Genomic DNA, 26,144 nt, shown 5'->3' with positions numbered 1-26,144 from the left:
AATCAACCAACTTACCTCCCAACTCAACATGCAACGAATACAAGGGAGTGCGTTTCGGTGAAGTCATTGCGGATACCTTTTCCTACCTATGGGTCGGTGCGCATCCCAACAGTCTGCAACAAGCAGTGAGGATTGCAACGATTCCAGACAGCCTACGCCCGACGCACCGTTCCTGGGAACGCTCTGCATACGGATGTATGCACATAAATGTTCCTATAGGAAACTTTTTTCCCTTAAGCAACACGCCTTGTTTGAAACTCAGAGGCTCGAAACGTTTTCTGCCGGAATTGTTTCAGTCTACTTGACCGCAAGAAACAGAAAAAACAGTATTTTACCCTCACTTTTTGCTATTGTCCCCCAAGTGACTGAACAGCGGCGTCAAGCACGCTCAGGCCCGCAAGCAGGTCGTTTTCGGCGGTGTCTTCAGCGAAATCGTGACTGATTCCGTTGATCGACGGCACAAACAGCATGGCAACCGGCATTAGGCGCGACACGTTTGTTGCGTCATGCAACGCGCCCGAGGGCATCCGGCGCCATTTCCCCGGAGCAACCTGTTGCGCGCCACCTTCCAACGCATCCTGCAATGCCTTGTCCATGGCCACAGGTTCAAGCCCCAGCATCGGGCCATACTCCAGCGCCATCGCCTGTTCATCGGCTACCTCTTGTGCTGTCGCGCGAATGATCTCTTCCATCCGGACGAGGCGCTCCGCATCGCCATCCCGCCATTGCATCGAAAACCGAACCCGACCCGGAACTATGGATGAGGCATTGGGGTACACGTCAACACGTCCGATGGTCCAGACGGTCTGAGGCGTCACCACATTTCGGAAACGTTCATTGAGACGCGTGTTGAAAAGGGACAGCGCCTGAAACGCGTCGCGGCGCAGGTGCATCGGTGTGGTGCCTGCGTGGTTCTGCTGACCCGCATACGAGATCGACATGTCGCGGATGCCGACAATATCGGTGACGACACCGATCTGATCTTTGGCCGCGTCCAGGGATGGGCCCTGTTCAATGTGCATCTCGATAAATCCGTTGAACCGGACCGGGTCGACAAATTCACCAGAAAGTTCGGACATTGAGGACCGCGCGGCACCAAAACTGACACCCCTGCCATCCGTCAACCCATCCGCCCGTTCCAATGGCAGGCCACCGGACCATACGGCTGAGCCTGTGGTCACGCCGAACCGACCTTCTTCGTCCTGAAAGCTGACGACCGAGATGGGCCGATCACTTGAACGCGCGATTTCCAGTGCTGCAATGACGCCAAGCGCTCCGTCCAGCCAACCGCCCTCGGGCTGACTGTCGGAATGCGATCCCATCAACAGCGACGGACCTTCGGCCAACCCAAACAAGTTTCCGACCGGATCGAAATGCGGTGTCAGCCCCGCGTCAGAAATGCGTTCGGCAAGCCATTTGCGCGCTTGGATGTCTGCTTGGGAATAGGCCGGTCGGATCACACCCTTGCCTACACCCGAGGCCCCGAATTCACGCAGCTTGTGCAAATCCGCCAAGAACCGTTCGTGATTGACCGACATGACACCTCCAAGTTTTCCTTGGGCAGACCATAGCCACAAACCGGAACACAGCCAGGAATTTTTCAACCGCACATGAAACCCCTCTGGTCCCGGGGTAGAACCTGCCCTAAGACGTCTGCGCAAGAGGGACCGACATGTCACATATCACATTGGTGCGTCACGGGCAGGCCAATACCGCAGCGCGCGACGAAGTAAGCTATGACAAGCTCAGCGAGTTGGGGCATCAGCAAGCCCGTTGGCTGGGCGCGCATCTGCGCGACACACGCAGCCACTATACCCGCGTTTATTGCGGCACTCTGACTCGCCATGCAGAAACCGCCCAAAGCATGGGGCTGTCTAACCCGATCCGTGATGCACGATTGAACGAGATTGAATATTTCACCCTGGCACAACTGCTCGAAGAACAGCACGGGGTTGCGATCCCCACGGACCGCGAGGGTTTTGTCGAACATCTGCCCCAAACCTTTGCCGCTTGGGCCAATGGCGACATCAGGAACGCACCCGAAACCTTCGAAGCGTTCGAAACGCGTGTTCGTGATGCGCTGAGTGAAATCGGAACCGAAGGCGGACCCGCCATTGTTGTCACCTCGGGCGGGTTGATCTCGATGGTGGTGCGGCAGGCGATGGGGTTGGACATCCCGTCGATGGCACGTGTGGCCCTTGCCATCATGAACACGTCAATGCATCGTCTGCATCCGATTGGGGCGCAACTGAGCCCGGTTCTTTTCAATGCCGTTCCGCATCTTGAGGCACCCGACCGGCAGTTCGCGCAGACCCACCTGTAACCAGATCGGAGATACCCCATGCAGCTTTATTATGCCCCTCGAACGATCTCGGTCGCTGTTGCGATTGCTCTGGAAGAGGCCGGCTTGGAGTATGAGGCGATCAAACTGGACTTTGCCGGGGGCGAGCAGACGAAACCGGCTTACAGGCAGATTAACCCCAAGGGGCGGGTGCCGGCGCTGGTTGTTGATGGCGGTATCCTGACCGAAACCGGAGCGCTGCTGGAGTATGTCGCTGCCCAAGCACCTGCCGCAGGCTTGGTTCCCGCTGATCCGGTCATGGCCGCGCGAATGCGTGAGGTGATGTTCTATCTTGCTTCAACCATGCACGTGAACCACGCGCACAAGATGCGCGGAGCGCGATGGGCGGACAAGAAGCCAAGCTGGAAAGACATGAAGGATAAGGTCCCACAGACCATGACAGCATCCTGCGAATACATCTGTTCAAACGGCCTGCGTGGGCCGTTTGTTCTGGGTGAGGCATTTTCGCTGGCAGATGCCTATCTTTATGTGGTTTGCAGCTGGCTGGAAGGCGACGGCGTCGATGTCAAGGCCTTCCCCAAAATTCTCGCCTTCCGCGAGGCGATGGAGGCGCGGCCTTCAGTTCAGGCGGTACATGCCGCCGGAATGCTCTGACAAAAGGAAATACGATGACACATCTCTGGGTCCGGGCAGAACAGCGTCCGAACGAGGAACGGGTTGGGCTGACCCCCGAAGGTGCCGCGGCGTTGATCGCGGCTGGCATCCGCGTGACGGTCGAGGAAAGCCACGTCCGCGCCATTCCAATCGACGGCTACAAGGACGCTGGCTGCGAGATCGCTGCGGAAAACTCCTGGCCTGACGCTCCGGCGGACGCGATCATTTTCGGCCTCAAAGAGTTGCCTGAAGATGGCACGCCCCTGCCCCACCGCCACATCATGTTCGGACATGCCTACAAGGGCCAGCATTCCGGCCGCGCTTTGCTGGAACGGTTCAAGGCCGGGGGCGGCACGCTGTATGATCTTGAGTATCTGGTGGATGAAGACGGTCGTCGGGTTGCGGCCTTTGGCTATTGGGCCGGCTATGCGGGCGCGGCAGTGACGCTCAAAGCATGGGCCGCGCAGCAGCGGGGCGACCAATGTCCGCCTGTTGGGGTTTATGCCGGTAAGGACAAGCTTAATGCCGATTTGCTGGCCGAACTGGACGCCACAGGGGCCAAACGACCAAGCGCCATTGTCATCGGGGCCTTGGGCCGCGTTGGCACTGGTGCTGCCGATCTGTGCGAAGCAATGGGTGTCGCTGTCACCAAATGGGATATGGCCGAGACCGCCAGCGGCGGGCCGTTCTCGGAAATCCTGGACCATGACCTGTTCCTGAATTGCATCTTCGCGCGGCCGGGTACGCCGGTCTTTGTTCCGCGTGAGGCGCTGACCGCATCACGCAAGCTGACTGCCATTGGCGACGTCGCCTGCGACCCGGACAGCGATTACAATCCGGTGCCGGTCTACGACCGCGCAACCACATGGGAGGCCCCAGTGCTGCGCGTGGCCGATGATCCGGTGATGGACGTCATGGCCATCGACAACCTGCCGTCGATGCTGCCGGTCGAAAGCTCGGAAGACTACGCCGCGCAACTGCTGCCGTCTCTGCTGACACTGACCGATCTGGACAGCGGCGTCTGGGGTCGGGCAGAAGCAACCTACAAAACGCATATTGAAGGACTCTGAACGATGACGATTCACTGGTGTGGCACCGGCCTGTCGGCCATCCCCGGCCTGCGCCGCCTGATCGAGGGCGGGCACAAGGTCACTGTCTGGAACCGAACCATCGAAAAGGCCCAAGCCGAGGTCGGCGACCTGACCGACGATATCCGGGCGTTCGACATCGAAGCACTTGCCAAGGTGCTGGGCAAAGGCGATGTGATCGTCTCGATGCTGCCGGGCGACTGGCATGTTCCGCTGGCAGAATTGGCGATCTCGAAACAGGCCAACTTCGTCTCATCTTCGTACATCGCGCCCGAGATGCGTGCGCTGGACGACAAGGCGCGCGAGGCCGGTGTGATTCTGGTAAACGAAGTCGGGCTGGACCCGGGCATCGACCACCTGATGGCTCATGCGTTGGTCGACGACTATCGCGCCTCAGATGTGTTCGATCCTGAAAACCACCTGAGCTTTATTTCTTATTGCGGCGGGATCCCGAAAACGCCCAACCCGTTCCGCTACAAGTTCAGCTGGTCGCCTCTGGGCGTGCTCAAGGCACTGCGGTCGCCCTCGAAGTCGATCCGCGACTATGCCCCGCTGGATGTTGCACGCCCATGGGATGCCATCAGCAGCTATATCGCGCCGCTGCCCACACCGGAGAGCTTCGAGGTTTACCCCAACCGCGACTCGATCCCCTTCATGGCGCAATACCATTTCGAGGATCACTGGCCGGTCAAGGAATTCGTCCGCGGCACCCTGCGCCTGAACGGCTGGGCCGACGCGTGGTCGGATGTGTTCACCGAGATCGAAACTCTTTCCGGGCCCGAAGGTGACGCTCGCCTGAAAGAGATGTCGGATCAGTTCTGGGACGAAAACGCCTATGATGAGGGCGAACCAGACCGCGTTGTGCTGTGCGTTGGCCTAAAGGCCGAGAAGAACGGTATTGAGGTCTGGAACAAGACCTATGTCATGGATGCCTGGGGCGATGCGCGCGGCACCGCCATGGCGCGTCTGGTGTCGATCCCGGTCTCACTGGCAATCGAGGCGGTCCTGAACCGAGCAATCCCGGCAGGGGTTCACGCAGCGCCCAGCGATCCGAAACTTGTGCAGGATTGGATGAGTGAGATCGATACGCTGGCACAACATTTGCAGATCGTTGATCACTTGGCCTGATTGAAAAGTGAAAGCCATCCCAGTTTTGCTGGAATGGCTTTCATAGTTCTTGGCTAAGCATGACTTGCGTTCCCTTTCGGGCTTTCAGATGTACCGCTCAATCGTGTCTTCGATGTCGCTTCGATTGATGCCGAGCTCGGACAATTGTTGATCGCTCAAAGCGTTCAGATGCTGGGCCGCCCGGACAATGTCCGGGCTGATGGCACGGATGCGCATGGCACGGTCGAATAGCAGCAATGCACTAGCAGCCGGGGCCGGTTGATTGGTGGGCGGGATAACGTCAAACATATTGATAACCTCACTAACAATGAACTGGGGATGATTTAACTCAGGGGTTTTTCACCATCATTGCCGGTAGGGTTTGTTGTGATAAACACTCTCGTACGCGCATCGATTGATCTGGTCCCGCTGGACACCGATATCGGCAAGTTGTTGATCATCCAGCTTCTCAAGATCGCGCACAGTTTTTGCAAGAATTCGGCGACGGAAGTGCTCGACCTTTTTGTCGGCGTACTTCGAAAACAGACCATCAAGAAGGCCGTTCTGGGTGTTTACTGCTTGGGTATGTACCATGTCTTTGTCCTCCTAAACTTGATTTGCGTTGTCTTGGTGAAATCAAACTTGGGGACGCCGCCTTAACGTTATCAAAGCGCATCATTAAGGTTTGTTTAAGTCTGGGTCAGAGAAAGCACGTGGAGGATGAGTTATGCCGAGGCGTGTCCGCAATTTACGCCAGCAAAGTGTATCTCAGTAATAGATAAAGCCCAGATGGCGGCCAAACCGCCATCCTCGTATTTGGTGTGGAAAACGAACTACATCAGGTCGTTCTCAATATCCTCAGCCGAAATGCCCAAAGCATCCAACCCGTTCTCCAAGTGATCCGACAAGTGTGGGGTTCCAATCAGATAGTCGGCACAGGGGGTCGAAGCTTCGGACTTGGCGGTGGCGATGGCTTCGGCCAAATCCTCGGCGAAAAAGCTTTCGCGGCCGATCCACATGATGGCGACCAGCTCGGCCTGTTCGTCTTCGCCCATGCGGTCGATGAACGCCCGCAGCTCGCCCTCGGCCCGGTTCAGTTCGCGGCCCATCATGGCCACCTGGGCAACTTTCCTTGCCGAAATTTCCAACATGTCTTCAGCTCCTGTTGTTCGCGGTTGTCAAACCATCACAATCATCGACAGGGGCCTGAGTCTTTGATCTTACGCAAACTGGGGGTCAGTCACGCACACGCGACATTGGCTGGTCTGGTACAGGCTGGGATCGAAACGGGCGAAAGGTTGCCTTTTTAAGCCACAGTTTGAACGCTTGCCAAACAATCAGAGTAAATGTCCGCCGGGCCCCAAACGGACGCCGCAGCAAGGACCACAGGATCACCCGATTGGTTAGCGGCTGACGGGGTCCTGTCAAGGTGGCGATCAACCCACCGTCGGGTCGAGTATAGTCGATCCAAACACCAACCCTGTCAGGACGGAAATCAAATCGAAACGTATAACTGCCTTCGATCTTCTGGAATGGCGAAACATGCATCAGCTTGTCCGCCACCACCCGATCCGATGGTTCGATGGATGCAAAGTCTGGCTTGTGGCACAGATAACTGTGACGCGTCCCAAAGGTGTTCGTCACCTCGGCCACCACCGTATAGAGTTGGTCGTTGCCGTCAAAGCAGAACCAGAAGCTGACGGGGTTGAAGACATGCCCCAGAACCCGTGGCTGGGTCAGCAATATTATCCGCGCCGGTTGCGGCACGGCCATCTCGTCAAAGCGGGTACGCACCCACGCGGCACCTTCGCCCTGACCGGGCGCCCCGCCATGATCACGGGTACGCCAATTGGCGAGGTTTGCGCGGTCACGTGAAAACAACAGGGGTGTGGACAACTTGGCCTCGGGGTCGAACAGGATGTAATCGACCGAATACCGAAACGCGTTTTCGATCCCGCCCTTGCGCCCGTGATAGGTGTGGCCCGCGATATGATCAATTTCTTTTGCCATCGTGTGTTTTCAGACCTGCCCATAACCGCTTAAAACAGCATCGTTTTCCGCCGTATTTGTATAGTAGTGTTACGGAAAATAGCGCGCTTTGGATCAAAATGTCCCGATAAAGTGATCCGGCTTGGGGCGCAGCCCGTAATGTGGTTATGTTTACCGAGATCAATACTGCGACCTTGGACGAACCTGCGGCTGACACAGCCGCCCCTCAGCCTTGGCGCGGGAAGAAACGCATCAAGGGTAGACAGGTGAACGGAACGAAAGCAAGTTGCGACACCAGAACCGAGTGGGTGGAACACGTCAAACGCATCCGGGAGGCGCAGGACCAGTCGGCCTTTGCCGAGCTGTTCCAACACTTCGCGCCACGCATCAAGGCGTTCCTGATGAAATCAGGGTCTGATGCCACCATGGCCGAAGAATGCGCGCAAGAGGTGATGGCGACCTTGTGGCATAAGGCCCATCTGTTCGATCCAACACGGGCCACTGTGGCCACGTGGGTTTTCACGATTGCTCGGAACAAGCGCATCGACGTTCTGCGCAAGCAACGCCGCCCCGAACCCGAGGAACTGGGATGGGGACCCGAGGCCGAGCCTGACCAGGACGACGTAATCGCGCTGCAACAGGAAACCGCGCAGCTGCGCACCGCCATGCTGGCGTTGCCTGAAGCGCAGAGAGAGCTGATCGAGAAGGCGTATTTCGGCGACCTGAGTCACCGCGAAATTGCGTCTCAGACCGGGTTGCCCCTGGGAACGATCAAATCACGTATTAGGCTGGCGCTGGACCGCTTGCGCCACGCGATGAACTGAGATGATAAGATGAGCAAGTCGATTAAACATCACCTGACAGATGACCTGCTGATGGCATATGCCGCAGGAACTCTGCCCGAGGCGTTCGATCTTATGGTCGCAACCCATCTTTCCCTGTGTGACCATTGCCGCGCACGGGCCGAGAGCTTTGACGCCGTTGGCGGGCAGGTTCTGGATGATCAGGCAGGCTCGGTTGCCATGTCTGATGCGTCCCTCGCGGCGACCATGGCCTTGATTGCGCAGGGCGCACCGAGCCCCAAGCCCGCGCGACCGGGCTGCGCCGTGCTGCCTACCCCCTTGCAGGACTATGTGGGCGGAACTGTCGCGGACATCCGCTGGAAATCCATCGGTATGGGCGTGAAGCAGGCCATTCTGCCGACCACCAAAGAGGCCACGGCAAGGTTGTTGTTCATCCCGGCCGGTGCTGCGGTCCCGGATCACGGTCATCAGGGCATGGAACTGACTATGGTATTGCAGGGCGCGTTTTCGGACGAGGTGGATCACTTTGCCCGCGGCGACGTTGAGATCGCTGACGAGGATTTGGAACACACACCTGTCGCGGATATCTCGGAAGACTGCATTTGTCTTGCAGTCACAGATGCACCGTTGAAATTCAACAAGCTTATGCCGCGATTATTCCAGCCCTTCCTGCGCATCTGACCTGCTGGTGATTTCCGGCTAAAGCGAAGCTTGAAAGGAAACAGACATGACAGGAAAACTTCTTTTGTCGGCCCTTCTGCTTGGTTTCGCGCCTGCGGCGTTAGCCCAGATGACCTCAGAGGTGCAATTTCAGTCCGGCAATTATGGCACCATGGTCAGCGGGGCTGTCACTGGCGACGAATACTTCGACTATGTGTTGGGCGCAAAAGCCGGTCAGGAGATGTTCGCCGACCTTCAGGTCAGTGACACCAATGGAAACGGCGTGGTCTATTTCAACATCCTGCCCCCGGGCAGTGATGGGGTCGCGATTTACAATGGGTCGATTGACGGCAACACCGCCCGGATCAACCTGCCAGAGGACGGAGACTATACGATCCGTGTTTATCTGATGGGAAATGACCGAGATACCGGCAAAACCGTCGGGTACAACCTGGACCTGTCGATCCAGTAAGTCTCAACCTTCGTGACGCGCCAAAGGCACAACCTCTGACGCGGCATCAGGTGCGATTTCTTCAAAATCGAAATTGTCCAGACGCTGCGCCCGTCGGCCAGCTTTTTCCGCACTGATCTTGATTTCCGAGATATCCTTGGCCGCCTGACCAAAATGACGATCCAGATTGGTCACACGATCACCCAGACGCTCCACATCCTTGTGCAGCAGTCCCAATTCTTTGCGGATCGCACCTGCCTGTTCGCGCATCCGGGCATCTTTCAGGATCGCGCGCATCGTGTTCAGCGTCGCCATGCAGGTGGTCGGCGAAACGATCCAGACGCGCTTGCCGAAGCTTTCCTGAACCAGCTCAGGGAACTTTGCGTGAAGCTCGGCATAAACGGCCTCGGACGGCAGGAACATCAGCGCACCATCAGCGGTTTCACCATCCAGTATGTATTTCTCGGCAATGTCGTTGATGTGCTTACGCACCGTGCTGCGGAACATCTGCAGCGCCGCTTTCAGCTCAGTGTCATTAGTCGCGCCGATCAATGCTTCATACGCCTCCAGCGGGAACTTGCTGTCGATCACGATGGGGCCGGGCGGGTTCGGCAGATGGATCAGGCAGTCCGCACGACGCCCATTCGACAGGGTGGCCTGCAACTGGAAACTGTCCCTTGGCAGTGCCTTTGACACAATGTCTGTCAGCTGGATTTCGCCAAACGCCCCGCGCGTCTGCTTGTTCGACAGGATATCCTGCAGGCTGAGAACGTCACCGGACAGTTTGGTGATATTGTCCTGCGCTTTGTCGATCGCGGCCAGACGTTCCTGCAATTGGGTCAGGGATGTCGCGGTCTGTTTCGATGACCCATGCAGCGATTCTTTCATCCGCTCCTGCATTTCGGCCAGCGCGCGTGCAGACTTGATCGCGTTGTCCGCCAGCCGGTCATTCATCTGCTGCTGAACCGAGGACAGGCGCGCCTCGACTGTTTGGATCACCTGCACTTGCGCATTGGCTTGCGTGTCCGAGACATGCTGAAGACCGCCGCGCAATTGCTCCTGCCCCTGCCCCAGTTGCTGCACATGCTGTCCCAGATGCGCCATCTGCCGCGCCAGAGGTTCCGCCATCCGGGCCGAGCGATTGGCTGCCCGCAGCGACAGGAACAAAAGCAAAAGGATCAGCAGGACAACCCCGCCACCGGTCAAAAAGACCGGGTCATCTACTGGGATTTGGGTGCCTGCAATCTGGATCATATCAGTCTTTTTGTTCTCGTTTTGTTTCGTTCTTCTTAATTGGTTCCGAACGACGGATCAACTGCGTCCGAACAACCTTTCGATATCGCTGAGTTTCAGCTCCACATAGGTCGGGCGACCGTGGTTGCACTGACCGGAATGCGGCGTCGCCTCCATCTCGCGCAGCAAAGCGTTCATCTCTTCGGCGCGCATACGGCGACCAGAGCGGACAGAGCCGTGGCAGGCCACTCGGCTGAGGATCGCCTCGATCTTTGCCTGCACCATCTGGCTTTCACCCTGATCGGCCAACTCATCAAGGATATCCAGGATCATCGCGCGGGCATTGACCTCGCCCAAGATGGCAGGGGTTTCACGCACAGCGACGGCCCCGCCACCGAAGGGTTCGATGGTCAGACCAAAGCGCGTCAAGTTTTCAGCAACGGCCATCAGGCGCGCACAATCGCCTTCAGACAGCTCCACGATTTCCGGGATCAGAAGTGCCTGCGCTGCAACGCCGTTTTCCGCCATCTGCGTTTTCAGCTTTTCATAAACCAGCCGTTCATGTGCAGCGTGCTGATCCACGATCACCATACCGTCGGCTGTTTGCGTGATAATGTAATTCTCGTGTACCTGTCCCCGCGCAGCCCCCAGGGGAAGATCCTGTGGTTGAGATTCTTCTGCCTCAGCAATCGGCGCAACCGGAGTAGGCTCGACAATGCTGCCACTGTAGTCCTGGGCCAGTTCAGCAAAGCCCGGAGATTGCGCCCGGTAAGCGGCCTGTCGCGCTGCTGGCGAAGGTCGATCCATCTGGTACACCCGCGCTGTGGCAGATTGCGCAGGTTCGGGCCGCATCGCGCCCAAGGTCGCATTGGCCACGGTCGAGGACGCCCGATGCCCGGCCTCAGCCAATGCATGGCGCAGGCTGGACACAATCAAGCCCCGCGCAACGCCGGGGTCGCGGAACCGCACCTCGGATTTGGCGGGATGAACGTTCACGTCAACCAGCGTCGGATCACAGTCGATGAACAAAGCCGCCGCCGGATGCCGATCCCGGCTAAGAAAATCGAAATAAGCGGCCCGCAATGCGCCGGTCAACATCTTGTCACGCACAGGCCGACCATTGACGAAAAGATACTGCGCCACCGCAGCACCTCGCGAATAGGTCGGCAAAGCAGCATAGCCAAAAAGCCGGATGCCCTCACGCGTGGCGTCGATTTGCAGCGCATTCTCGGCAAACTCGCGCCCGATCACGCGGGCCAGACGGGCGTGGAGCGCGTCAAACAGATCTCCGTTCTCGCGATCCGCTCGGAAGGTCACACGACCCTCGCCGCCACCGGACACATCACGTAGGGTGAAGGTCACGGATGGCTCAGCCATGGCCAGCCGTTTCACCGTATCTGCAATGGCCTGCGCCTCGGCCCGGTCGGTGCGCATGAACTTCAGCCGTGCAGGCGTGGCAAAGAACAGATCGCGCAGCTCGACGACTGTGCCTGCGCGCAAGGCCGCGGGTTTGACCGCGCCCATCTTGCCGCCCGCAACGTTGATCTGCGCCGCATCCGCACCCGGAACGCGGCTGGTAATGGTCAGACGCCCGACCGCACCCAAAGAAGGCAGCGCCTCTCCCCGAAACCCAAAGGTATGGATGTTCAGCAGGTCCGAACCATCAATCTTTGACGTGGCATGGCGGGACAACGCCAGTGGCAGATCACCTGCCGAAATACCGCACCCGTCATCCGTGACTCGGATCAGGGTCTTGCCTCCGTCCGCAATATCGATGGCAATCCGCGTGGCCCCTGCATCGATTGCGTTCTCGACCAGTTCCTTCACGGCAGAGGCCGGACGTTCCACCACCTCACCAGCAGCAATCCTGTTGATTGCAGCGTCATCCAGTTGTCGGATCACCAGGCGATCTTCGCCGATATTGGGGTTTGCCTGCGCCATACCCCTAGACCTAGCACAGCCGCGCACGATTCTGCCACAGCTTTGCACAGGTTTTCTGATCAGAGAAAAGGTGTCCGGGTGGCCCTGAACGGTTTGGGTTTCGGGTCCACCCGGACGCACCAAGTGAGTGGTGTGAGTCAGCTAATGAATGGGCTGCGTGTAACATGGGCCTGCCCAATAATCTGCTTAAGATTCATCTTTTGGGCATCTGGGCAGAGTTTGGCCGATGACGCATGGGAAGGTGCGGCGGGAACGTGCCGGGTCACGCAGATGTGTGCGCCCCGATATGCGCGCGGCACGGTCCGAACATGGCGGCTGCGGCAAGTATCAGACCAGACATCGTGGCAATCATGCCAGCCGCGCTGACTGCATCCGACCCGCCCAACCACAAGGGGCCGTATCCCGCCAATACATAGCCCGACACTGCCGAGGCCGTGGCGAACACAATGCTCCAGGCAATCTGTGCCTCAAGCCGGTTTGTCAGCATCCGTGCCGCCGCCGGAGGGCAGATGAACATGGCGATCACGATGATCGATCCCACCGCATCAAATGCAGCCACCGCCGCGATGGCCGCTGTTATGACCAATGCCATGCCAAGGGCACCCGTGCGAATACCGATCGTGCGCGCAAAGCCTTCATCGAAAGTCGAGATTTTCAACGGCCGCCAGAACAGCCAAGTGAACACAGACACACCCACCAGAGTCAGAGCAATCCGAGGCAGTTCAGGTGGCAGGCCCGCAAGAGCTTCGACATCCAGCAATGATCCCCAACCGGTTGCGTCCAGCCAGATCAGGCTTTCGAGATTGCCGTAAAGCGCATGTTCTACGTCCAGATGCACGGTAGAGGTGTCTGTTTGCTCAAGTAGCAAAACACCCGCTGCAAACATCGTGGTAAAGACAACACCCATGGCGGCACCGGGTTCGATCTGACCCAGTCGGCGAATGGCTTCGATCAGAACCACGGCCACAATCGCCGCCCCAGCAGCGCCCAGCATCATTGGCCATGTCGATATCGCCCCGGTCACCAGGAACGCCACCACGATACCCGGCAGCACCACATGGCTGATCGCGTCCCCAATCAGCGCCTGTTTGCGCAGCACCAGAAAGTTGCCGGGCAAGGCACAGGCAATGGCTGCAAATGTGCCGATCAGCAGCGGCGTCAACGACAGTGGGACAAACTCCTCGCCACTCATACCGGCACTCCTTGCGGCCCGCCGATTTGACGGTCGATTTCAGCGATCTGGTCATGCGTCAGGACCGTTTCGATATCCCGTAGCCCGTCATAGAGCGCAGCCGTCGCCTCATGCGCCTGATCCGCGCGGACGATTTCCCAGCGTTTTTCATCGCGCAGCGCCTTGGCCGCCCGCGCCTTGCCAGAGTCCGTGGCAACCCCGTCTGGCCGGACCAACCCCGCACGGCGCAACAAACGCAGCGTAAGAGGTTCATAAATTTTCTGCCCCTGCGCCAGCGCCAACAGACCCTGGCGGATATGCACCCGGCGCTGGAAGCGCAGATGCCGCAACACCGCCGCCAGCACCCCGCGCTTTGGGGCGCAGAACAGGGACAGGACGAAAAAGGCAAAGCTGACCAGAACGATGATAGGTCCCGTCGGCAAGTTGGGGGCAGAAGCGGAAATAGCAGCACCGATGTAACCCGCCAGACCTCCGGCAAGCCCGGCAAGCAGGACAACGTGCTCGGAACGCTCTGACCAGAACCGCGCCGTAACCGCCGGAATGATCAGCAAGGCCACAATCAGGATCAAGCCCACAATTTTCAGACCGACCACTGTGACAGCCATGACCAGCCCCATCATCGCAAGGTCGATGCGATGGATCGGCAAGCCACGGGCGGCAGCATATTCCGGGTCAAAGGCGACAAGAGTCATGGGACGGCGTAGGATCAGAACCAGCAGTAGCGTAGCCGAGCCACCGATGGCGATGATCATCGCATCCGCCCACAGCATTCCGGCGGTCGAACCCAACAGGAAACCCTCCAACCCCGCTTGACGCCCAACGCCCATGGTTTGAATGATCGTCAGTAAAACGATCCCAAAGCCAAAAAAGACAGACAGAACCGCGCCGATTGCTGCATCTTCAGCAAGTCGGGTGCGCCGTGTCAGCCAGTTCATGCAAAGAAGCCCAACCCAGGCCGAAATTGCAGACCCCGCAAGCAAGCCCAGCAGGTTACGCCCATCCCCGCCCAGCGCGACCAAGACCATGAAGGCCAGACAGACGCCCGGCAATGTCGCGTGGCTGATGGCGTCGCTGACCAACGCGCGTTTACGCAGAAACAGGAACGTTCCTGTCACTCCGGCCGAAACACCCAGCAACGTCGCACCAATGGCGACCAGCGTGGCGTTATAGCCAAGCTGCAGGGTCAGAGCGTCCCAAATCATGTGTTATCCCAGCGCGCGCGATATCTGATCGATCTGCGCAGTTGCCAAACGCCCGCCATAGGCCGCTTGCAACGTTTCTGCAGTGAAAGCTTCGGACACCGGCCCTTCGGCCACTTTGCGGGTATTGATCAGGAAAACGTGGTCGAAATAATCGGTCACTGTCGCCAGATCGTGATGCACCACGACTACCGTCTTACCCGCCTCTTTCAGAGATTTCAGCACCGCGATAATGGCCTTCTCGGTGGCGGCATCCACCCCAGCGAAAGGTTCATCCAGCAAGTACAGATCCGCGCCTTGCGCCAAAGCACGAGCCAGAAACACGCGCTGCTGCTGGCCCCCGGACAACTGGCCGATCTGACGATCCGCGAAGTCCCGCATCCCGACGCGATTCAGGCAATCCATCGCGCAGGCTTTGTGACGGGCACGTACGCGCCCCAGAAGCCCAAGCTCGCGCGACAGCCCCATCAGCACAACGTCGATCACGCGTGTTGGGAAATCCCAATCCACACTGGCCCGTTGGGGGACATAGGCAATACGCGCGCGCTGCGCCTCCAGCGGCTGTCCAAACACCGTCACCTGACCGGACAGGGGATTGACGATTCCCAAAGCCGCCTTGAGAAGCGTGGACTTGCCCGCACCGTTTGGGCCAATGATGGCGGTCATGGCACCAGGCTGCACTGTCATATCAACCGAAAACACAGCAGGCTTTTGGCCGTAAGAAACGGTCAGGCCACGCACCGCTAGCGGGCTTTCACCCAGCCCGCTATCCTCAAGCGTCACACCATCATTGCTGACCAGACCCAGCATTGTTCAAAACCCCGCAGACAGTTTGCCGTCCATGCCTCGACCGGGGGCGTCGCCGTTCAACGCACTTCCAATGACTGTGATGTTGTGATCCAGCATCCCGATATAGGTACCCTCATAGGTGCCTTTTGCGCCCATCGCATCCGAAAAAAGCTCACCACCGATCGTTACTTTGTGCCCCTTGGCCGCAGCCCCTTCGATCAACGCGCGAATTGAGCGATCCGAAACCGAACTTTCGACAAAAACAGCCGTTATTTGGCGATCAACAAGCAAGTCAACCAATTCGCTGATCCGGTTCAAACCCGCCTCGGACTGGGTCGAAATGCCCTGAATGCCCAGAACCTCGAACCCATAGCTTTGACCGAAATAGCCAAATGCGTCGTGGGCGGTAAGCAGAACTCTGCTGTTCTCGGGCACCGAAGACAGGACATTCTCGGCATAAGCCGCCAAACGGTCAATATCGGCAAGATGCGCCTGTGCATTGGCTGCAAACACGCCTGCCGCTTCGGGACGAACGTCGGTCAAGGCATCCTGAACCTCTAGCACAACTTCGCGCCAAAGCACGGGCGACATCCACACATGTGGGTCGTATTTGTCGGCGTAATCATCATGAGCACGCAGTTTGGACTTATCGACCCCCTCGGCAACCGCGACTACAGAGCGTTTGCGTTCGAGATCGTGGAAGAAATCTTCCATTTGCGCTTCGAGATACAGACCGTGCCAAAGGATCAGGTCAGCGCGGGTCATGGCAACGATGTCGCTGCGGGTCTGTCGATAGGCATGAGGGTCAACGCCCGGCCCCATCAAACCTGTGACCTCAACCTGATCACCGCCCACCTGGCGCGCTGCATCCGCGATCATGCCTGTTGTCGCGACCACTTTGAGTGGCGCTTCAGCCCAAGCGGCGATTGGCATCGAGAAGGTCAGCGCCAACGCTGCGAGAAAACTCCGACGAATCATCTTCGACCTCAGTTTTGCGTCCTGTTGAGACTGAATATGAGAACCATTCGCAACTAAGTCAACGTTAATGCGAATTATTCGCAAGAAAGCCTTCTCTTTTTGTCCAAATGGTCAAAAAATTGCCGTTCAATTACATGCAGCACCTTCCATTCCCCGGTCTGCCGTGCGAATTTGTCGCAAACCTCCCAAAGGACGTGACTATGGATACGCAGAGCTCAGAAAGCCCCGTGCGCAACGCGCATCTGCCACAAGTGACCGAACCTCGGAATCCTGGTATGGAACTGGATCTGGATTGGGTCCGCGCAGTTCAGGCCAACACTTCCGCGATTGAACGTCGGGCGGCAACCCTGCCCGGGCGGCGTTCGGTCAAGAAGGATTATCAGGCGGCGTGGCTGCTCAAGGCGGTTACCATGATCGACCTGACCACACTGTCAGGCGACGACACCGTAGGCCGCGTACGCCGCCTTTGTGCGAAGGCGCGCCAGCCTGTGTCGTCATCGCTGTTACAGGCAATGGATATGCCGCCGATCACGACAGGTGCCGTCTGCGTCTATCATGACATGATCGAGACTGCCTTGGATGCCCTGAAAGGCACAGGCATTCCAGTGGCCGCCGTATCAACCGGATTTCCCGCTGGTTTGTCGCCCTTCCACCTGCGCGTGGCCGAGATTGAGGAAAGCGTGAAAGCCGGAGCGGAAGAGATCGACATCGTCATCTCACGCCGCCACGTGCTGTCGGGTGATTGGCAGGCGCTGTATGACGAGATGAAGGCCTTCCGCGTGGCCTGCGGCGATGCCCATGTCAAAGCCATTCTGGCGACCGGAGAGTTGGGCAGCCTGCGTAACGTCGCCCGCGCCTCGCTGGTCTGCATGATGGCCGGGGCGGATTTCATCAAGACCTCAACCGGCAAGGAAAGCGTCAACGCCACCCTGCCCGTATCGCTGGTCATGATCCGCGCCATTCGGGATTTCTATGATCGCACCGGGTATCGCGTTGGGTACAAGCCTGCCGGTGGCATTTCGAAAGCCAAAGACGCGCTGGTTTACCTGTCGCTGATCAAGGATGAGCTGGGCGACCGCTGGTTGGAGCCCGACCTGTTCCGCTTTGGTGCGTCGTCACTGCTGGGCGACATCGAGCGGCAGTTGGAACATTTTGCCACCGGGTCCTACTCGGCTGGCTACCGTCACTCCATGGGCTGAGGAAAGAACTATGACAGTCAAAGAAATCTTCGAGACCATGGAATACGGCCCTGCCCCTGAAAGCGCTGCCGAAGCATTGGCGTGGCTGGTCGATCAAGGTGACAAGTTCGGTCACTATATCGATGGCGGCTTCACCAAACCGGGAAAAGGCTTCGACAGCCGCAATCCGGCAACTGGCGAGGTGTTGGCTAAGCTGACACAGGCGAAACAGGCCGATGTGGACGCCGCCGTAGCCGCTGCCCGCAAGGCTCAACCGAAATGGGAAAAGCTGGGTGGCGCAGGGCGTGCGCGATACCTCTATGCCATTGCGCGGCTATTGCAGAAACACGCGCGCCTGTTTGCGGTGCTGGAAAGTATGGACAACGGCAAGCCGATCCGTGAATCGCGCGACATCGACATCCCTCTGGCGCAGAGGCATTTCTACTATCACGCAGGCATGGCGCAACTGATGGAGAGCGAGTTGCCTGATGCGCAGGCTTTGGGCGTTTGTGGTCAGATCATCCCCTGGAATTTCCCACTGCTGATGCTGGCCTGGAAAATCGCGCCTGCGCTGGCGATGGGGAATACGGTGGTTCTGAAACCGGCCGAGTACACCTCGCTGACTGCGTTGTTGTTTGCCGACATCTGCTCGCAAGCCGGGCTGCCGAAAGGTGTCGTGAACATCGTGACCGGCGATGGCGCGGTGGGCGAGATGATCGTGAACGCCGACGTGGACAAAATCGCCTTCACTGGCTCGACCGTCGTTGGACGGCGCATCCGAGAGGCAACGGCTGGCTCAGGCAAGGAACTGACGTTAGAGCTGGGCGGTAAATCTGCCTACATCGTCTTCGATGACGCCGATATCGACAGCGCTATCGAGGGTCTGGTCGATGCGATCTGGTTCAATCAGGGTCAGGTTTGCTGCGCGGGGTCCCGCCTGCTGGTGCAGGAAGGTATCGCCGACCGGTTCCACGAGAAGCTACGCGCGCGGATGGATGGGTTGCGGGTGGGTGATCCGCTGGACAAATGCATCGACGTGGGCGCGGTTGTGGATCCGGTTCAGTTGCAGACCATCAAGGGCATGGTCGAAAGCAATACGGCGGGTCACGTGCATCAGGCCGCCTGTGAACTGCCCGCAAATGGCTGCTACTACCCGCCGACGCTGATCTCGGGGCTCGAGACATCCGACCCGCTGATGCAGGAGGAAATCTTCGGCCCGGTTCTGGTCTCCTCGACCTTCCGCACCCCGGCTGAAGCGGTCGAACTGGCCAACAACACCCGTTACGGGCTGGCCGCGACAGTCTGGACTGAGAATGTGAACCTTGCGCTGGACATCGCGCCCAAGCTGGTTGCAGGCGTGGTTTGGGTGAATGCCACCAACCTGTTCGATGCCGCCGCAGGCTTCGGCGGCGTGCGCGAAAGTGGCTTTGGCCGCGAAGGCGGCTGGGAAGGTCTGACGGCTTACACCAAACCCAAGGATAAGGCCAAACCTCTTGCGAAGGTCGAAGCGTCAATGGGCGAAGGGTCCCCGGTCGATCCGATTGACCGCACTGCCAAGATGTATGTCGGCGGCAAGCAGGCGCGGCCCGATGGTGGGTATTCCAAACCCGTCTGGGGCAAGTCCGGCCTGCTGGGCCACGTGGGTCTGGCCAACCGCAAAGACGTGCGCAACGCCGTTGAGGCCGCAGCGGGTGCCATAGGTTGGTCCAAGACCACCGGCCATCTGCGGGCACAGATTCTGTATTACATCGGCGAGAACCTCTCGGCCCGTGCGAGTGAATTCGCCGCGCGCATCGACGCCATGACCGGCAAGAAGGATGGCGCGAAAGAGGTCGAAACCTCGATCCAACGCCTGTTCACCGCAGCTGCCTGGGCCGACAAATATGACGGTCAGGTGCATGGCGTTCCGATCCGGGGCGTGGCTATTGCCATGAAGGAACCCGTGGGCGTCATCGGTGCGCTCTGCGCGGACGAAGCGCCTCTGTTGGGTCTGATCTCGGCGATGGCGCCTGCGATTGCTATGGGCAACCGGGTGGTTCTGGCGGCATCCGAGCCCTACCCGCTGGCAGCAACGGATTTCTACCAGATTCTGGAGACCTCGGACGTCCCCGCAGGCGTGGTCAACATCTTGACAGGCAGCCACGCGGAACTGGCGAAACCTCTAGCCTCGCATCTGAACGTGGACGCGGTCTGGTCCTTCTCGTCCACTGACCTTTCGAAAGAGATCGAGACAGTCTCGGCCGGTAACCTGAAACGGACCTGGGTTAATAACGCGACGGCATTTGACTGGAGCGTGGACCATTCCCGCCGCTTCCTACAGGCTGCAACCGAAGTGAAAAACATCTGGGTGCCCTACGGCGAGTAGGGCTCCCGCCACGGGAGGCCTAAATGGATTTTTCAGGAAAAACCGTCATCGTCATTGGCGGAACCAGCGGTATCAATCGTGGTATTGCCGAGGCTTTTGCGGCCTCGGGTGCCAAACTGGCCGTCGCCAGCCGTTCACAGGAAAAGGTGGACGACACCGTGGCCGCGCTGAAAGCCGCAGGCGCACAGGACGCCATCGGGGCGGCCTTTGACGTACGTGATCCGGATGCTGTGGCCGCTGGTCTGAAACAGTTTCACGACGCCTATGGTGATTTCGACGTGCTGGTTTCTGGCGCGGCAGGAAACTTCCCGGCGCTGGCATCCGAGATGTCGGTCAACGCCTTCAAGACCGTGATCGACATTGACCTGATGGGCACGATCCACGTGATGAAAGGGGCGTATCCTTTCTTGAAACGCCCCGGTGCCAGCATCATCAACATCTCGGCTCCGCAATCTTACCTGCCTTATGAGGGTCAAGCTCATGTCTGTGCCGCGAAGGCAGGGGTTGATCAGATCACCCGGACGCTGTCGATGGAATGGGGTGTTGAAGGGATCCGCGTGAACTCGGTCGTGCCGGGGTTCATCGAAGGCACCGAAGGCGCAAAACGCCTGGCCCCTACCCCGGATGCCGGTGAAGCGCTGCGCCGCGATGTACCGTTGGGCCGCTGGGGTCAGCCGCAGGACGTGGCCAATGCCTGCCTGTTCCTCAGCTCGGATCTGGCCAGCTATATCAGCGGTACTGTATTGGCCGTCGACGGCGCGCTGTATCAACGCGGCTCGGGTAAGTTCGGACAGATGATGGGTGAGATGCTGCGCAGCATGAAAAAGGGGTGAGACGCGCCCACCCCCTCGTGCTCAATTCGTGGTCTCAAGGCCGACAGGTTTGCCCACTACGGTGAAATGCAGCCCGTCCGGATCCAGCAATTCCGAGGCAACCCGGTTCACGTCTTCCAACGTCACGGCGTTTACCTTGTCATTGCGTGTCGCGATATAGTCGATGGGCAGGTTTTCCATCTGCATCCCAACCATGATACCGGCAATCTGCCCGTTTCCATCAAACCGCAGTGGATAAGCTCCGGTCAGATAGGTCTTGGCATCGTCCAGCTCTTTCTGGGTGACACCTTCCGAAGCGGCCTTGGCCCATTCATCCCGGATCACCTCAACTGCCTCGGCAATACGGTCATTGGCTGAAGAAACCGATCCCAGATAAACAGACGCCAGATCCTTGGGCACAAGATACGTTGCAACACCGTAAGTCAGCCCGCGTTTTTCCCGCACTTCCTGCATCAGGCGGCTTTCAAAGCCGCCACCACCCAGGATGTGGTTCAGGACAAACGCAGCAAAGAAATCCGGGTCGTCCCGATCAATCCCGGCCTGACCGAACAGGGCCACCGATTGCGGCGTATCGAACTCGACAACGCTGATACCTCCGGGAATAGTTACGTCAATCTTTTCCGGGATGGGTTTGGCGGTCTCAGGCAAATCGGCCAGCAACGCATCAAGCAACGCGCCCAGTTCCTCTGCAGTGATGTCGCCTACGGCACCAACATAAAGGCGGTCTTTGGCGAACACGCTGTCATATGCAGCCACCACATCATCCCGCGTCAGAACCGAAACGCTTTCGATCGAGCCCTTCCCTTCTGATCCGTAGGGGTGGTCGCCATAGGCCATCCTTGCAAAGTTCAAGCCTGCGATTTCATTCGGGTCGGTCTGATCCGAGCGCAATCCCGACAGAATCTGGGCGCGCACGCGGTCAATGGCATCCTGATCGAAACGCGGCTCGTGCAGGGTGGTGCGCAATAGTTCGACCACCTCATCTCGATTCTCGGTCAGAAATTGCGCCGAGATCGATACGGTGTCGTCGCCTGCATTATACCTGATTGATGCGGCCAGTGCTTCAAGTTCTCGGGCATATGTCTGAGCGTCCATGTCGCCCGCGCCTTCTTCGATCAAACCGCTCATCAAATAGACAGCACCGCGCTTGTCCGGATCGTCCAGAGAAGTGCCCCCCCGAAACCGTAGCTCCAGCGCGGTAAAGGGGATCGAATGATCTTCGACCAGCCAGGCCTTGATGCCGCCGGGTGAGGTCACTTCTTCGATCTCGATCTCGGCCAGGGCAGGCAGGGCAACCAGACAGGCAATCAGAGTTGCAAGGAACCGTTTCATTGCGTCACCTCATCATCGCGCATCAGCCAACCAGTGACCGATGCCTCGGGTTGCAGAACTTCACGGGCAGCGGCGATGATCTCATCTCCCGTCACGGCCTGAAGAATGTCGGGCCAAGCCTGTACATCTTCGACCGTCAAGCCGCTGGTCAGGGCGCGGCCGTACCGGTTGCCGATGCCGTCCACATTATCGCGCGCATAGGTTTGGGCAGCGCGCAGTTGCATCTTGATGCGGTTCAGATCGTCTTCTTTCACACCTTCAGCGATAAAATCAGCGACCGCCTGATCCATGGCATCTTCGGCCTCTTGCAGCGACACACCCTGCGCCGGAACTACCAGCAGGTCAAAGGTCGTGTCATCCAGCGATACGCCGCGATAAAATGCGCCCGCATAGACGACTTTTTGCTGATCGAACTGAAGCTTTTCGTTCAGGTATGATGTGGTGCTGCCACCCAACAGCTCAGCCAGAAGAAACAGGGCTGCCGCCTTTTCCTGCTCACCCGGATTGCGTTCGGGGGCCAGATAGCTGCGTTGCACATAGGGCTGCGCCACGCGCGGGTCCTTGTAGGTCAGGCGCCGTTCTGCCGCATGCGGTGGCTCCTGCGACCGCACCCGCTCGGGCAAATCCGGGTTGGCCGGGATCACGCCGTAGTATTGCTCGGCAAGGGCTCGGACCTCTTCAGGCTCAACGTCGCCAGTAACCACCAGAATGGCATTATTGGGTGCATAATGGGTCTGGTAGAACGACAGGGCATCCTCCATATCCAGCTCTTCCATCTCGTGCTTCCAGCCAATGATCGGCACGCCGTAGCGATGGTTGAGATACTGCGCAGCGTTCATCTGTTCACCGAACAGAGCGCGTGGGTTGTTTTCCGTGCGCTGATTGCGTTCCTCAAGGATCACGTCACGCTCGGTCAGAATATCCTCTTCGCTTAGCCGCAGGTTCCGCATCCGATCGGATTCCATCCGCATCATCAACTCAAGCCGGTCGGCTGCGACGCGTTGAAAATACGCGGTGTAGTCATAGGATGTGAATGCGTTGTCATTGCCGCCATTGGCGGCGACGGTGGCCGAAAACTCACCCGGAGCCAGCGTGTCTGTACCTTTGAACAGCAGATGTTCCAGGAAATGCGCGACACCGGAGGCCCCTATCGGCTCGTCCGCAGATCCAGCGCGATACCAGACCATGTGTTGCACCACCGGCGCGCGGTGATCTTCAACCACCACGACATCCATGCCGTTGTCCAAAGTGAATGTAGTGACCGCTTCTTTCCCGTCCTCGGCGAAAACCGGGGTGGCAGCGATCAGGGCAGCCGACAAAGCCAGGGCCCGAACCATGGGGCATCCTCCGTTTCGTTTCTGGTATTCAAACTACGGTGGTGCGGCCCGGGTTCAAGCCCGATGACGGAAAGTTAAGAATTATTCATCAGGAGGCGATGATGGCGTTTCAATCCCAGCGTTACGCGCGGCGTTTGTTTCCGCATAGGGATTGATGGATTGCCGTTCATAGACCTGACCATAACGATCGACAGGGAACAGACGCAAACCGGTCCAGCGACCGCGGCGCTTGCGGAACGCGGCATCCTCGGCCTCGACCACCTGACGCGCATCAGGTGGCACACCATAACGGCTTGAGGCCGTGACCAGCGCCGCATCTGACGACGGCACCGCTGTATTCGGGTTCAGTGCAGCCGCATTGCCACCCAGCGCTGCCACGGCGTCAGCGTTCGGGTTCGGATCGGTCAAGTTAGCACCGCCCGGCGTCGGAGCAGGCAAAAAGGCGTAATCCTGAGGTTCCGTCAGTGGTTTGACCGGAAGAACAGAAAATTCATCCGGACCCTGCCCCGGAGGCGCCAGATCCCGCAGACCGGGATTCGAACATGCCGCAACCGCTGCGACAACAGTCAGAACAAATATGGCGCGCGGCATCCGCATAGGTGTCTCCAGCCTGTTTCTGGCGCTTTTATCTCATATAATTCGGCGCGTCACGAGGGCTTTTTGCTGTCGAACAGAACCAGCCCCAAAGCGCCTGCAAATATGAACACATCCGCAAGGTTGAACACAAACGGGTTGTTGATGCCGCAACATGACATGTTCAGGAAATCCAGAACATAGCCGTATAACAGCCGATCCACCACGTTTCCAAGCGCGCCGCCTATCAACAGACCTGCGCAGAAGAGCATGAGTTTTGATGCGGCTATACGGCTGAGCCAGATAAGAACGCCGACACAGATCGCAATCGAAATACCGATCAGCACCCAACGCGCGGCGTCGGAATTCCCCTGAAACAGACCGAAATTGATGCCCCGATTCTCGCCGTACTTGAAGACAAGAAGCGGTGGCAGAACATCAATGCCACCTGGTTTCTCGGCCACGCGCATGACATGGACGACCAGATACTTGCTGATCTGGTCGATCGCAAAGGCGGCCAGCGCCGCCCAGAGAAGCAGGCGTGACTGCATCAGTGACGGAAGTGCCGCATGCCGGTAAAGACCATGGCCAAACCGGCCTCATCCGCTGCGGCAATCACTTCGTCATCGCGCATGGATCCACCGGGTTGGATGACGCAGGTTGCACCGGCCTCAGCCGCTTCCATAAGACCGTCGGGGAAAGGGAAGAAGGCATCCGAGGCGACAGCCGATCCAATGGTCAGCGGCTGCGGCAGTCCCAGCACATCTGCCATGCGTTCAGCTTTCTTGGCGGCGATCAGGGCCGAGTCCACGCGGCTCATCTGACCCGCACCCACGCCCACGGTTGAACCGTCTTTGACGTAGACGATGGCGTTGGATTTGACGTGCTTCGCCACTTTCCATGCAAACAGCAGATCACGCATCTGCTCATCAGTCGGGGCTTTTTTGGTGACGACCTTCAGGTCGTCCATGCCGACAAAACCGTTGTCCTTGTCTTGAACCAGCAAACCACCGGCCACCTGACGTACTGTTTTGCCACCGGCCGTTACATCTGGCAGACCGTCGGTCGTCAGCAAGCGCAAATTCTTTTTGGCCGCAAAGATCGCCTTGGCTTCGTCAGATGCTCCGGGGGCAATCACGACCTCGGTGAAAATCCCGGTGATCTCTTGCGCAGTTTCCGCATCCAACGGCTGGTTCAATGCCACGATCCCACCAAAGGCCGAGGTGCGGTCGCAGTCAAACGCCGCCTTATAAGCCTCAAGCAACGTCCCGCCCGTGGCCACACCGCAAGGGTTGGCATGTTTGATGATCGCGCAAGCCGCGCCCTGAGTGGGGTCGAACTCAGCGACCAGCTCAAACGCGGCGTCGGTGTCGTTGATGTTGTTGTAGCTCAGTTCCTTGCCCTGATGCTGCACGGCAGTGGCCACACCCGGGCGGTTGGTGCCATCGGTATAGAACGCAGCCTGTTGATGGCTGTTCTCGCCATAACGCAGAGTCTGTTTCAACTCTCCTGCAAAGGCGCGACGCTTAGGGGCCTCCAGCTGCAGAGCGTCGGCCATCCAGTTCGAGACTGCCGTGTCGTAGGCCGCCGTGCGGGCATACGCCTTTTGGGCAAGCCACTGGCGGAAACCATACGACGTCTTGCCGTAGTTCTCTTCCAACTGGTCCAGCAAAGAGGAGTAATCTTCAACATCCACCACTACGTTTACAAAGGCGTGGTTCTTGGACCCCGCACGGATCATCGCCGGGCCACCGATATCGATATTCTCGATGCATTCATCATAGCCCGCACCTTTGGCGACTGTGGCTTCGAACGGGTAGAGGTTCACCACCAGCAGATCGATCGCGCCAATACCATGCTCATTCATCGCAGCGACATGGGTGTCGTTGTCACGCAGCGCCAACAGCCCACCATGCACCACCGGGTGCAGGGTCTTAACCCGGCCGTCCATCATTTCGGGAAAACCGGTGATCTCGCTGACGTCCTTCACTTCAAGCCCAGCATCGCGCAGCGTCTTGGCCGTTCCGCCGGTCGACAGCAGCTCGACCCCGCGCTCGGCCAACGCCTTGCCCAGCTCAATCAGCCCGGTTTTGTCGGATACGGAAAGCAGCGCGCGGCGCACGGGGTGAAGATCGGTCAT

27 protein-coding genes are annotated in these 26,144 nt (G+C 58.6%); 11 read left to right on the top strand and 16 right to left on the bottom strand.

Annotated features, from left to right (window positions below; all coding sequences use genetic code 11):
- Positions 1 to 305: hypothetical protein (locus GOV91_RS22555; RefSeq protein WP_217352017.1), on the top strand; the 305-nt coding region annotated here is incomplete at its 5' end.
- A gap of 42 nt (positions 306 to 347) precedes the next feature.
- On the opposite strand, the gene GOV91_RS06195 is transcribed toward GOV91_RS22555, so the two are convergent.
- A complete protein-coding gene (locus GOV91_RS06195; RefSeq protein ID WP_171234831.1) occupies positions 348 to 1,538 on the bottom strand; it encodes a Zn-dependent hydrolase in 1,191 nt (396 codons plus the stop codon).
- A gap of 134 nt (positions 1,539 to 1,672) precedes the next feature.
- Between GOV91_RS06195 and GOV91_RS06190 the strand changes: the two genes are divergently transcribed.
- Genes GOV91_RS06190 through GOV91_RS06175 form a run of 4 tightly spaced genes read left to right on the top strand, consistent with a single transcriptional unit; the run spans position 1,673 to position 5,172 of the window.
- Complete coding sequence (locus GOV91_RS06190) at positions 1,673 to 2,323, top strand: histidine phosphatase family protein (protein ID WP_171234830.1); 651 nt, start codon at positions 1,673 to 1,675, stop codon at positions 2,321 to 2,323.
- 18 nt (positions 2,324 to 2,341) lie between these two features.
- Complete coding sequence (locus tag GOV91_RS06185) at positions 2,342 to 2,956, top strand: glutathione S-transferase family protein (RefSeq protein WP_171234829.1); 615 nt, start codon at positions 2,342 to 2,344, stop codon at positions 2,954 to 2,956.
- 14 nt (positions 2,957 to 2,970) lie between these two features.
- Positions 2,971 to 4,026: a saccharopine dehydrogenase gene (locus tag GOV91_RS06180; protein ID WP_171234828.1), complete on the top strand. Its 1,056-nt coding sequence runs from the start codon at positions 2,971 to 2,973 to the stop codon at positions 4,024 to 4,026.
- Between the two features lie 3 nt (positions 4,027 to 4,029).
- Positions 4,030 to 5,172: a saccharopine dehydrogenase family protein gene (locus tag GOV91_RS06175; protein ID WP_171234827.1), complete on the top strand. Its 1,143-nt coding sequence runs from the start codon at positions 4,030 to 4,032 to the stop codon at positions 5,170 to 5,172.
- A gap of 84 nt (positions 5,173 to 5,256) precedes the next feature.
- On the opposite strand, the gene GOV91_RS06170 is transcribed toward GOV91_RS06175, so the two are convergent.
- The 4 genes from GOV91_RS06170 to GOV91_RS06155 form a co-directional block, all read right to left on the bottom strand.
- On the bottom strand, positions 5,257 to 5,460 hold the full coding sequence (locus GOV91_RS06170) for a DUF1127 domain-containing protein (RefSeq protein WP_171178137.1): 204 nt from the start codon (positions 5,458 to 5,460) through the stop codon (positions 5,257 to 5,259).
- A 57-nt stretch (positions 5,461 to 5,517) separates the two neighbouring features.
- A complete protein-coding gene (locus GOV91_RS06165; RefSeq protein WP_171178139.1) occupies positions 5,518 to 5,745 on the bottom strand; it encodes a DUF1127 domain-containing protein in 228 nt (75 codons plus the stop codon).
- A 239-nt stretch (positions 5,746 to 5,984) separates the two neighbouring features.
- Positions 5,985 to 6,302, bottom strand: a complete 318-nt coding sequence (locus GOV91_RS06160; RefSeq protein ID WP_171178141.1) for a DUF3775 domain-containing protein — start codon at positions 6,300 to 6,302, stop codon at positions 5,985 to 5,987.
- 85 nt (positions 6,303 to 6,387) lie between these two features.
- Positions 6,388 to 7,161: a DUF1365 domain-containing protein gene (locus GOV91_RS06155; protein ID WP_171178143.1), complete on the bottom strand. Its 774-nt coding sequence runs from the start codon at positions 7,159 to 7,161 to the stop codon at positions 6,388 to 6,390.
- Positions 7,162 to 7,307: 146 nt separating this feature from the next.
- Between GOV91_RS06155 and GOV91_RS06150 the strand changes: the two genes are divergently transcribed.
- The 3 genes from GOV91_RS06150 to GOV91_RS06140 are packed head-to-tail and all read left to right on the top strand — an operon-like array spanning position 7,308 to position 9,075.
- Positions 7,308 to 7,964, top strand: a complete 657-nt coding sequence (locus GOV91_RS06150) for a sigma-70 family RNA polymerase sigma factor (protein ID WP_171234826.1) — start codon at positions 7,308 to 7,310, stop codon at positions 7,962 to 7,964.
- Between the two features lie 9 nt (positions 7,965 to 7,973).
- On the top strand, positions 7,974 to 8,624 hold the full coding sequence (locus GOV91_RS06145) for a ChrR family anti-sigma-E factor (RefSeq protein ID WP_171234825.1): 651 nt from the start codon (positions 7,974 to 7,976) through the stop codon (positions 8,622 to 8,624).
- 46 nt (positions 8,625 to 8,670) lie between these two features.
- Complete coding sequence (locus tag GOV91_RS06140) at positions 8,671 to 9,075, top strand: hypothetical protein (RefSeq protein ID WP_171178147.1); 405 nt, start codon at positions 8,671 to 8,673, stop codon at positions 9,073 to 9,075.
- Positions 9,076 to 9,078: 3 nt separating this feature from the next.
- Here the strand turns inward: GOV91_RS06140 and GOV91_RS06135 are convergent, their stop codons facing one another.
- The 6 genes from GOV91_RS06135 to GOV91_RS06110 all read right to left on the bottom strand — a co-directional run bounded on the left by GOV91_RS06135 (position 9,079) and on the right by GOV91_RS06110 (position 16,386).
- Positions 9,079 to 10,308, bottom strand: a complete 1,230-nt coding sequence (locus GOV91_RS06135) for a DNA recombination protein RmuC (RefSeq protein WP_171234824.1) — start codon at positions 10,306 to 10,308, stop codon at positions 9,079 to 9,081.
- Positions 10,309 to 10,365: 57 nt separating this feature from the next.
- Positions 10,366 to 12,228, bottom strand: a complete 1,863-nt coding sequence (gene mutL, locus GOV91_RS06130) for a DNA mismatch repair endonuclease MutL (protein ID WP_171234823.1) — start codon at positions 12,226 to 12,228, stop codon at positions 10,366 to 10,368.
- A gap of 262 nt (positions 12,229 to 12,490) precedes the next feature.
- Positions 12,491 to 13,420 carry a metal ABC transporter permease gene (locus tag GOV91_RS06125; RefSeq protein ID WP_171234822.1) on the bottom strand — a complete coding sequence of 310 codons (930 nt, stop codon included), beginning with the start codon at positions 13,418 to 13,420 and terminating at the stop codon, positions 12,491 to 12,493.
- Positions 13,417 to 14,622, bottom strand: coding sequence for a metal ABC transporter permease (locus GOV91_RS06120; protein WP_171178155.1), 1,206 nt, complete (start codon positions 14,620 to 14,622; stop codon positions 13,417 to 13,419). The genes GOV91_RS06125 and GOV91_RS06120 overlap by 4 nt, the downstream gene beginning before the upstream one ends.
- Before the next feature lie 3 nt (positions 14,623 to 14,625).
- The gene (locus tag GOV91_RS06115) at positions 14,626 to 15,429 is read right to left on the bottom strand and encodes a metal ABC transporter ATP-binding protein (protein ID WP_171234821.1); all 804 of its coding nucleotides are present in this window, start codon (positions 15,427 to 15,429) and stop codon (positions 14,626 to 14,628) included.
- A gap of 3 nt (positions 15,430 to 15,432) precedes the next feature.
- A complete protein-coding gene (locus GOV91_RS06110) occupies positions 15,433 to 16,386 on the bottom strand; it encodes a metal ABC transporter solute-binding protein, Zn/Mn family (protein WP_171234820.1) in 954 nt (317 codons plus the stop codon).
- A 200-nt stretch (positions 16,387 to 16,586) separates the two neighbouring features.
- Here GOV91_RS06110 and deoC point away from each other — a divergent pair, with 200 nt between their 5' ends.
- The 3 genes from deoC to GOV91_RS06095 are packed head-to-tail and all read left to right on the top strand — an operon-like array spanning position 16,587 to position 20,762.
- Positions 16,587 to 17,585 (top strand): deoxyribose-phosphate aldolase, encoded by a 999-nt coding sequence (deoC, locus tag GOV91_RS06105; RefSeq protein ID WP_171234819.1) that lies wholly within the window; start codon positions 16,587 to 16,589, stop codon positions 17,583 to 17,585.
- A gap of 10 nt (positions 17,586 to 17,595) precedes the next feature.
- Positions 17,596 to 19,929, top strand: a complete 2,334-nt coding sequence (locus GOV91_RS06100; RefSeq protein ID WP_171234818.1) for an aldehyde dehydrogenase family protein — start codon at positions 17,596 to 17,598, stop codon at positions 19,927 to 19,929.
- A gap of 23 nt (positions 19,930 to 19,952) precedes the next feature.
- Positions 19,953 to 20,762, top strand: a complete 810-nt coding sequence (locus tag GOV91_RS06095) for an SDR family oxidoreductase (protein ID WP_171234817.1) — start codon at positions 19,953 to 19,955, stop codon at positions 20,760 to 20,762.
- Positions 20,763 to 20,783: 21 nt separating this feature from the next.
- Here GOV91_RS06095 and GOV91_RS06090 read toward each other — a convergent pair whose 3' ends face one another.
- The 5 genes from GOV91_RS06090 to purH all read right to left on the bottom strand — a co-directional run bounded on the left by GOV91_RS06090 (position 20,784) and on the right by purH (position 26,144).
- Entirely contained in the window at positions 20,784 to 22,094 is a 1,311-nt protein-coding gene (locus tag GOV91_RS06090; protein WP_171234816.1) for a pitrilysin family protein, read from the bottom strand.
- On the bottom strand, positions 22,091 to 23,431 hold the full coding sequence (locus tag GOV91_RS06085; RefSeq protein ID WP_171234815.1) for a pitrilysin family protein: 1,341 nt from the start codon (positions 23,429 to 23,431) through the stop codon (positions 22,091 to 22,093). The genes GOV91_RS06090 and GOV91_RS06085 overlap by 4 nt, the downstream gene beginning before the upstream one ends.
- Positions 23,432 to 23,512: 81 nt before the next feature.
- A complete protein-coding gene (locus GOV91_RS06080; RefSeq protein WP_171178181.1) occupies positions 23,513 to 24,028 on the bottom strand; it encodes a DUF3035 domain-containing protein in 516 nt (171 codons plus the stop codon).
- Between the two features lie 50 nt (positions 24,029 to 24,078).
- The gene (gene lspA / locus GOV91_RS06075; RefSeq protein ID WP_171234814.1) at positions 24,079 to 24,555 is read right to left on the bottom strand and encodes a signal peptidase II; all 477 of its coding nucleotides are present in this window, start codon (positions 24,553 to 24,555) and stop codon (positions 24,079 to 24,081) included.
- Positions 24,555 to 26,144, bottom strand: coding sequence for a bifunctional phosphoribosylaminoimidazolecarboxamide formyltransferase/IMP cyclohydrolase (gene purH / locus GOV91_RS06070; protein WP_171234813.1), 1,590 nt, complete (start codon positions 26,142 to 26,144; stop codon positions 24,555 to 24,557). Before purH ends, lspA begins: the two co-directional genes overlap by 1 nt.

The sequence above is a fragment of the Ruegeria sp. HKCCA6837 genome, assembly GCF_013034475.1.
Taxonomy (GTDB): domain Bacteria; phylum Pseudomonadota; class Alphaproteobacteria; order Rhodobacterales; family Rhodobacteraceae; genus Ruegeria.
This window is presented reverse-complemented; position numbering and strand designations above follow the sequence as displayed.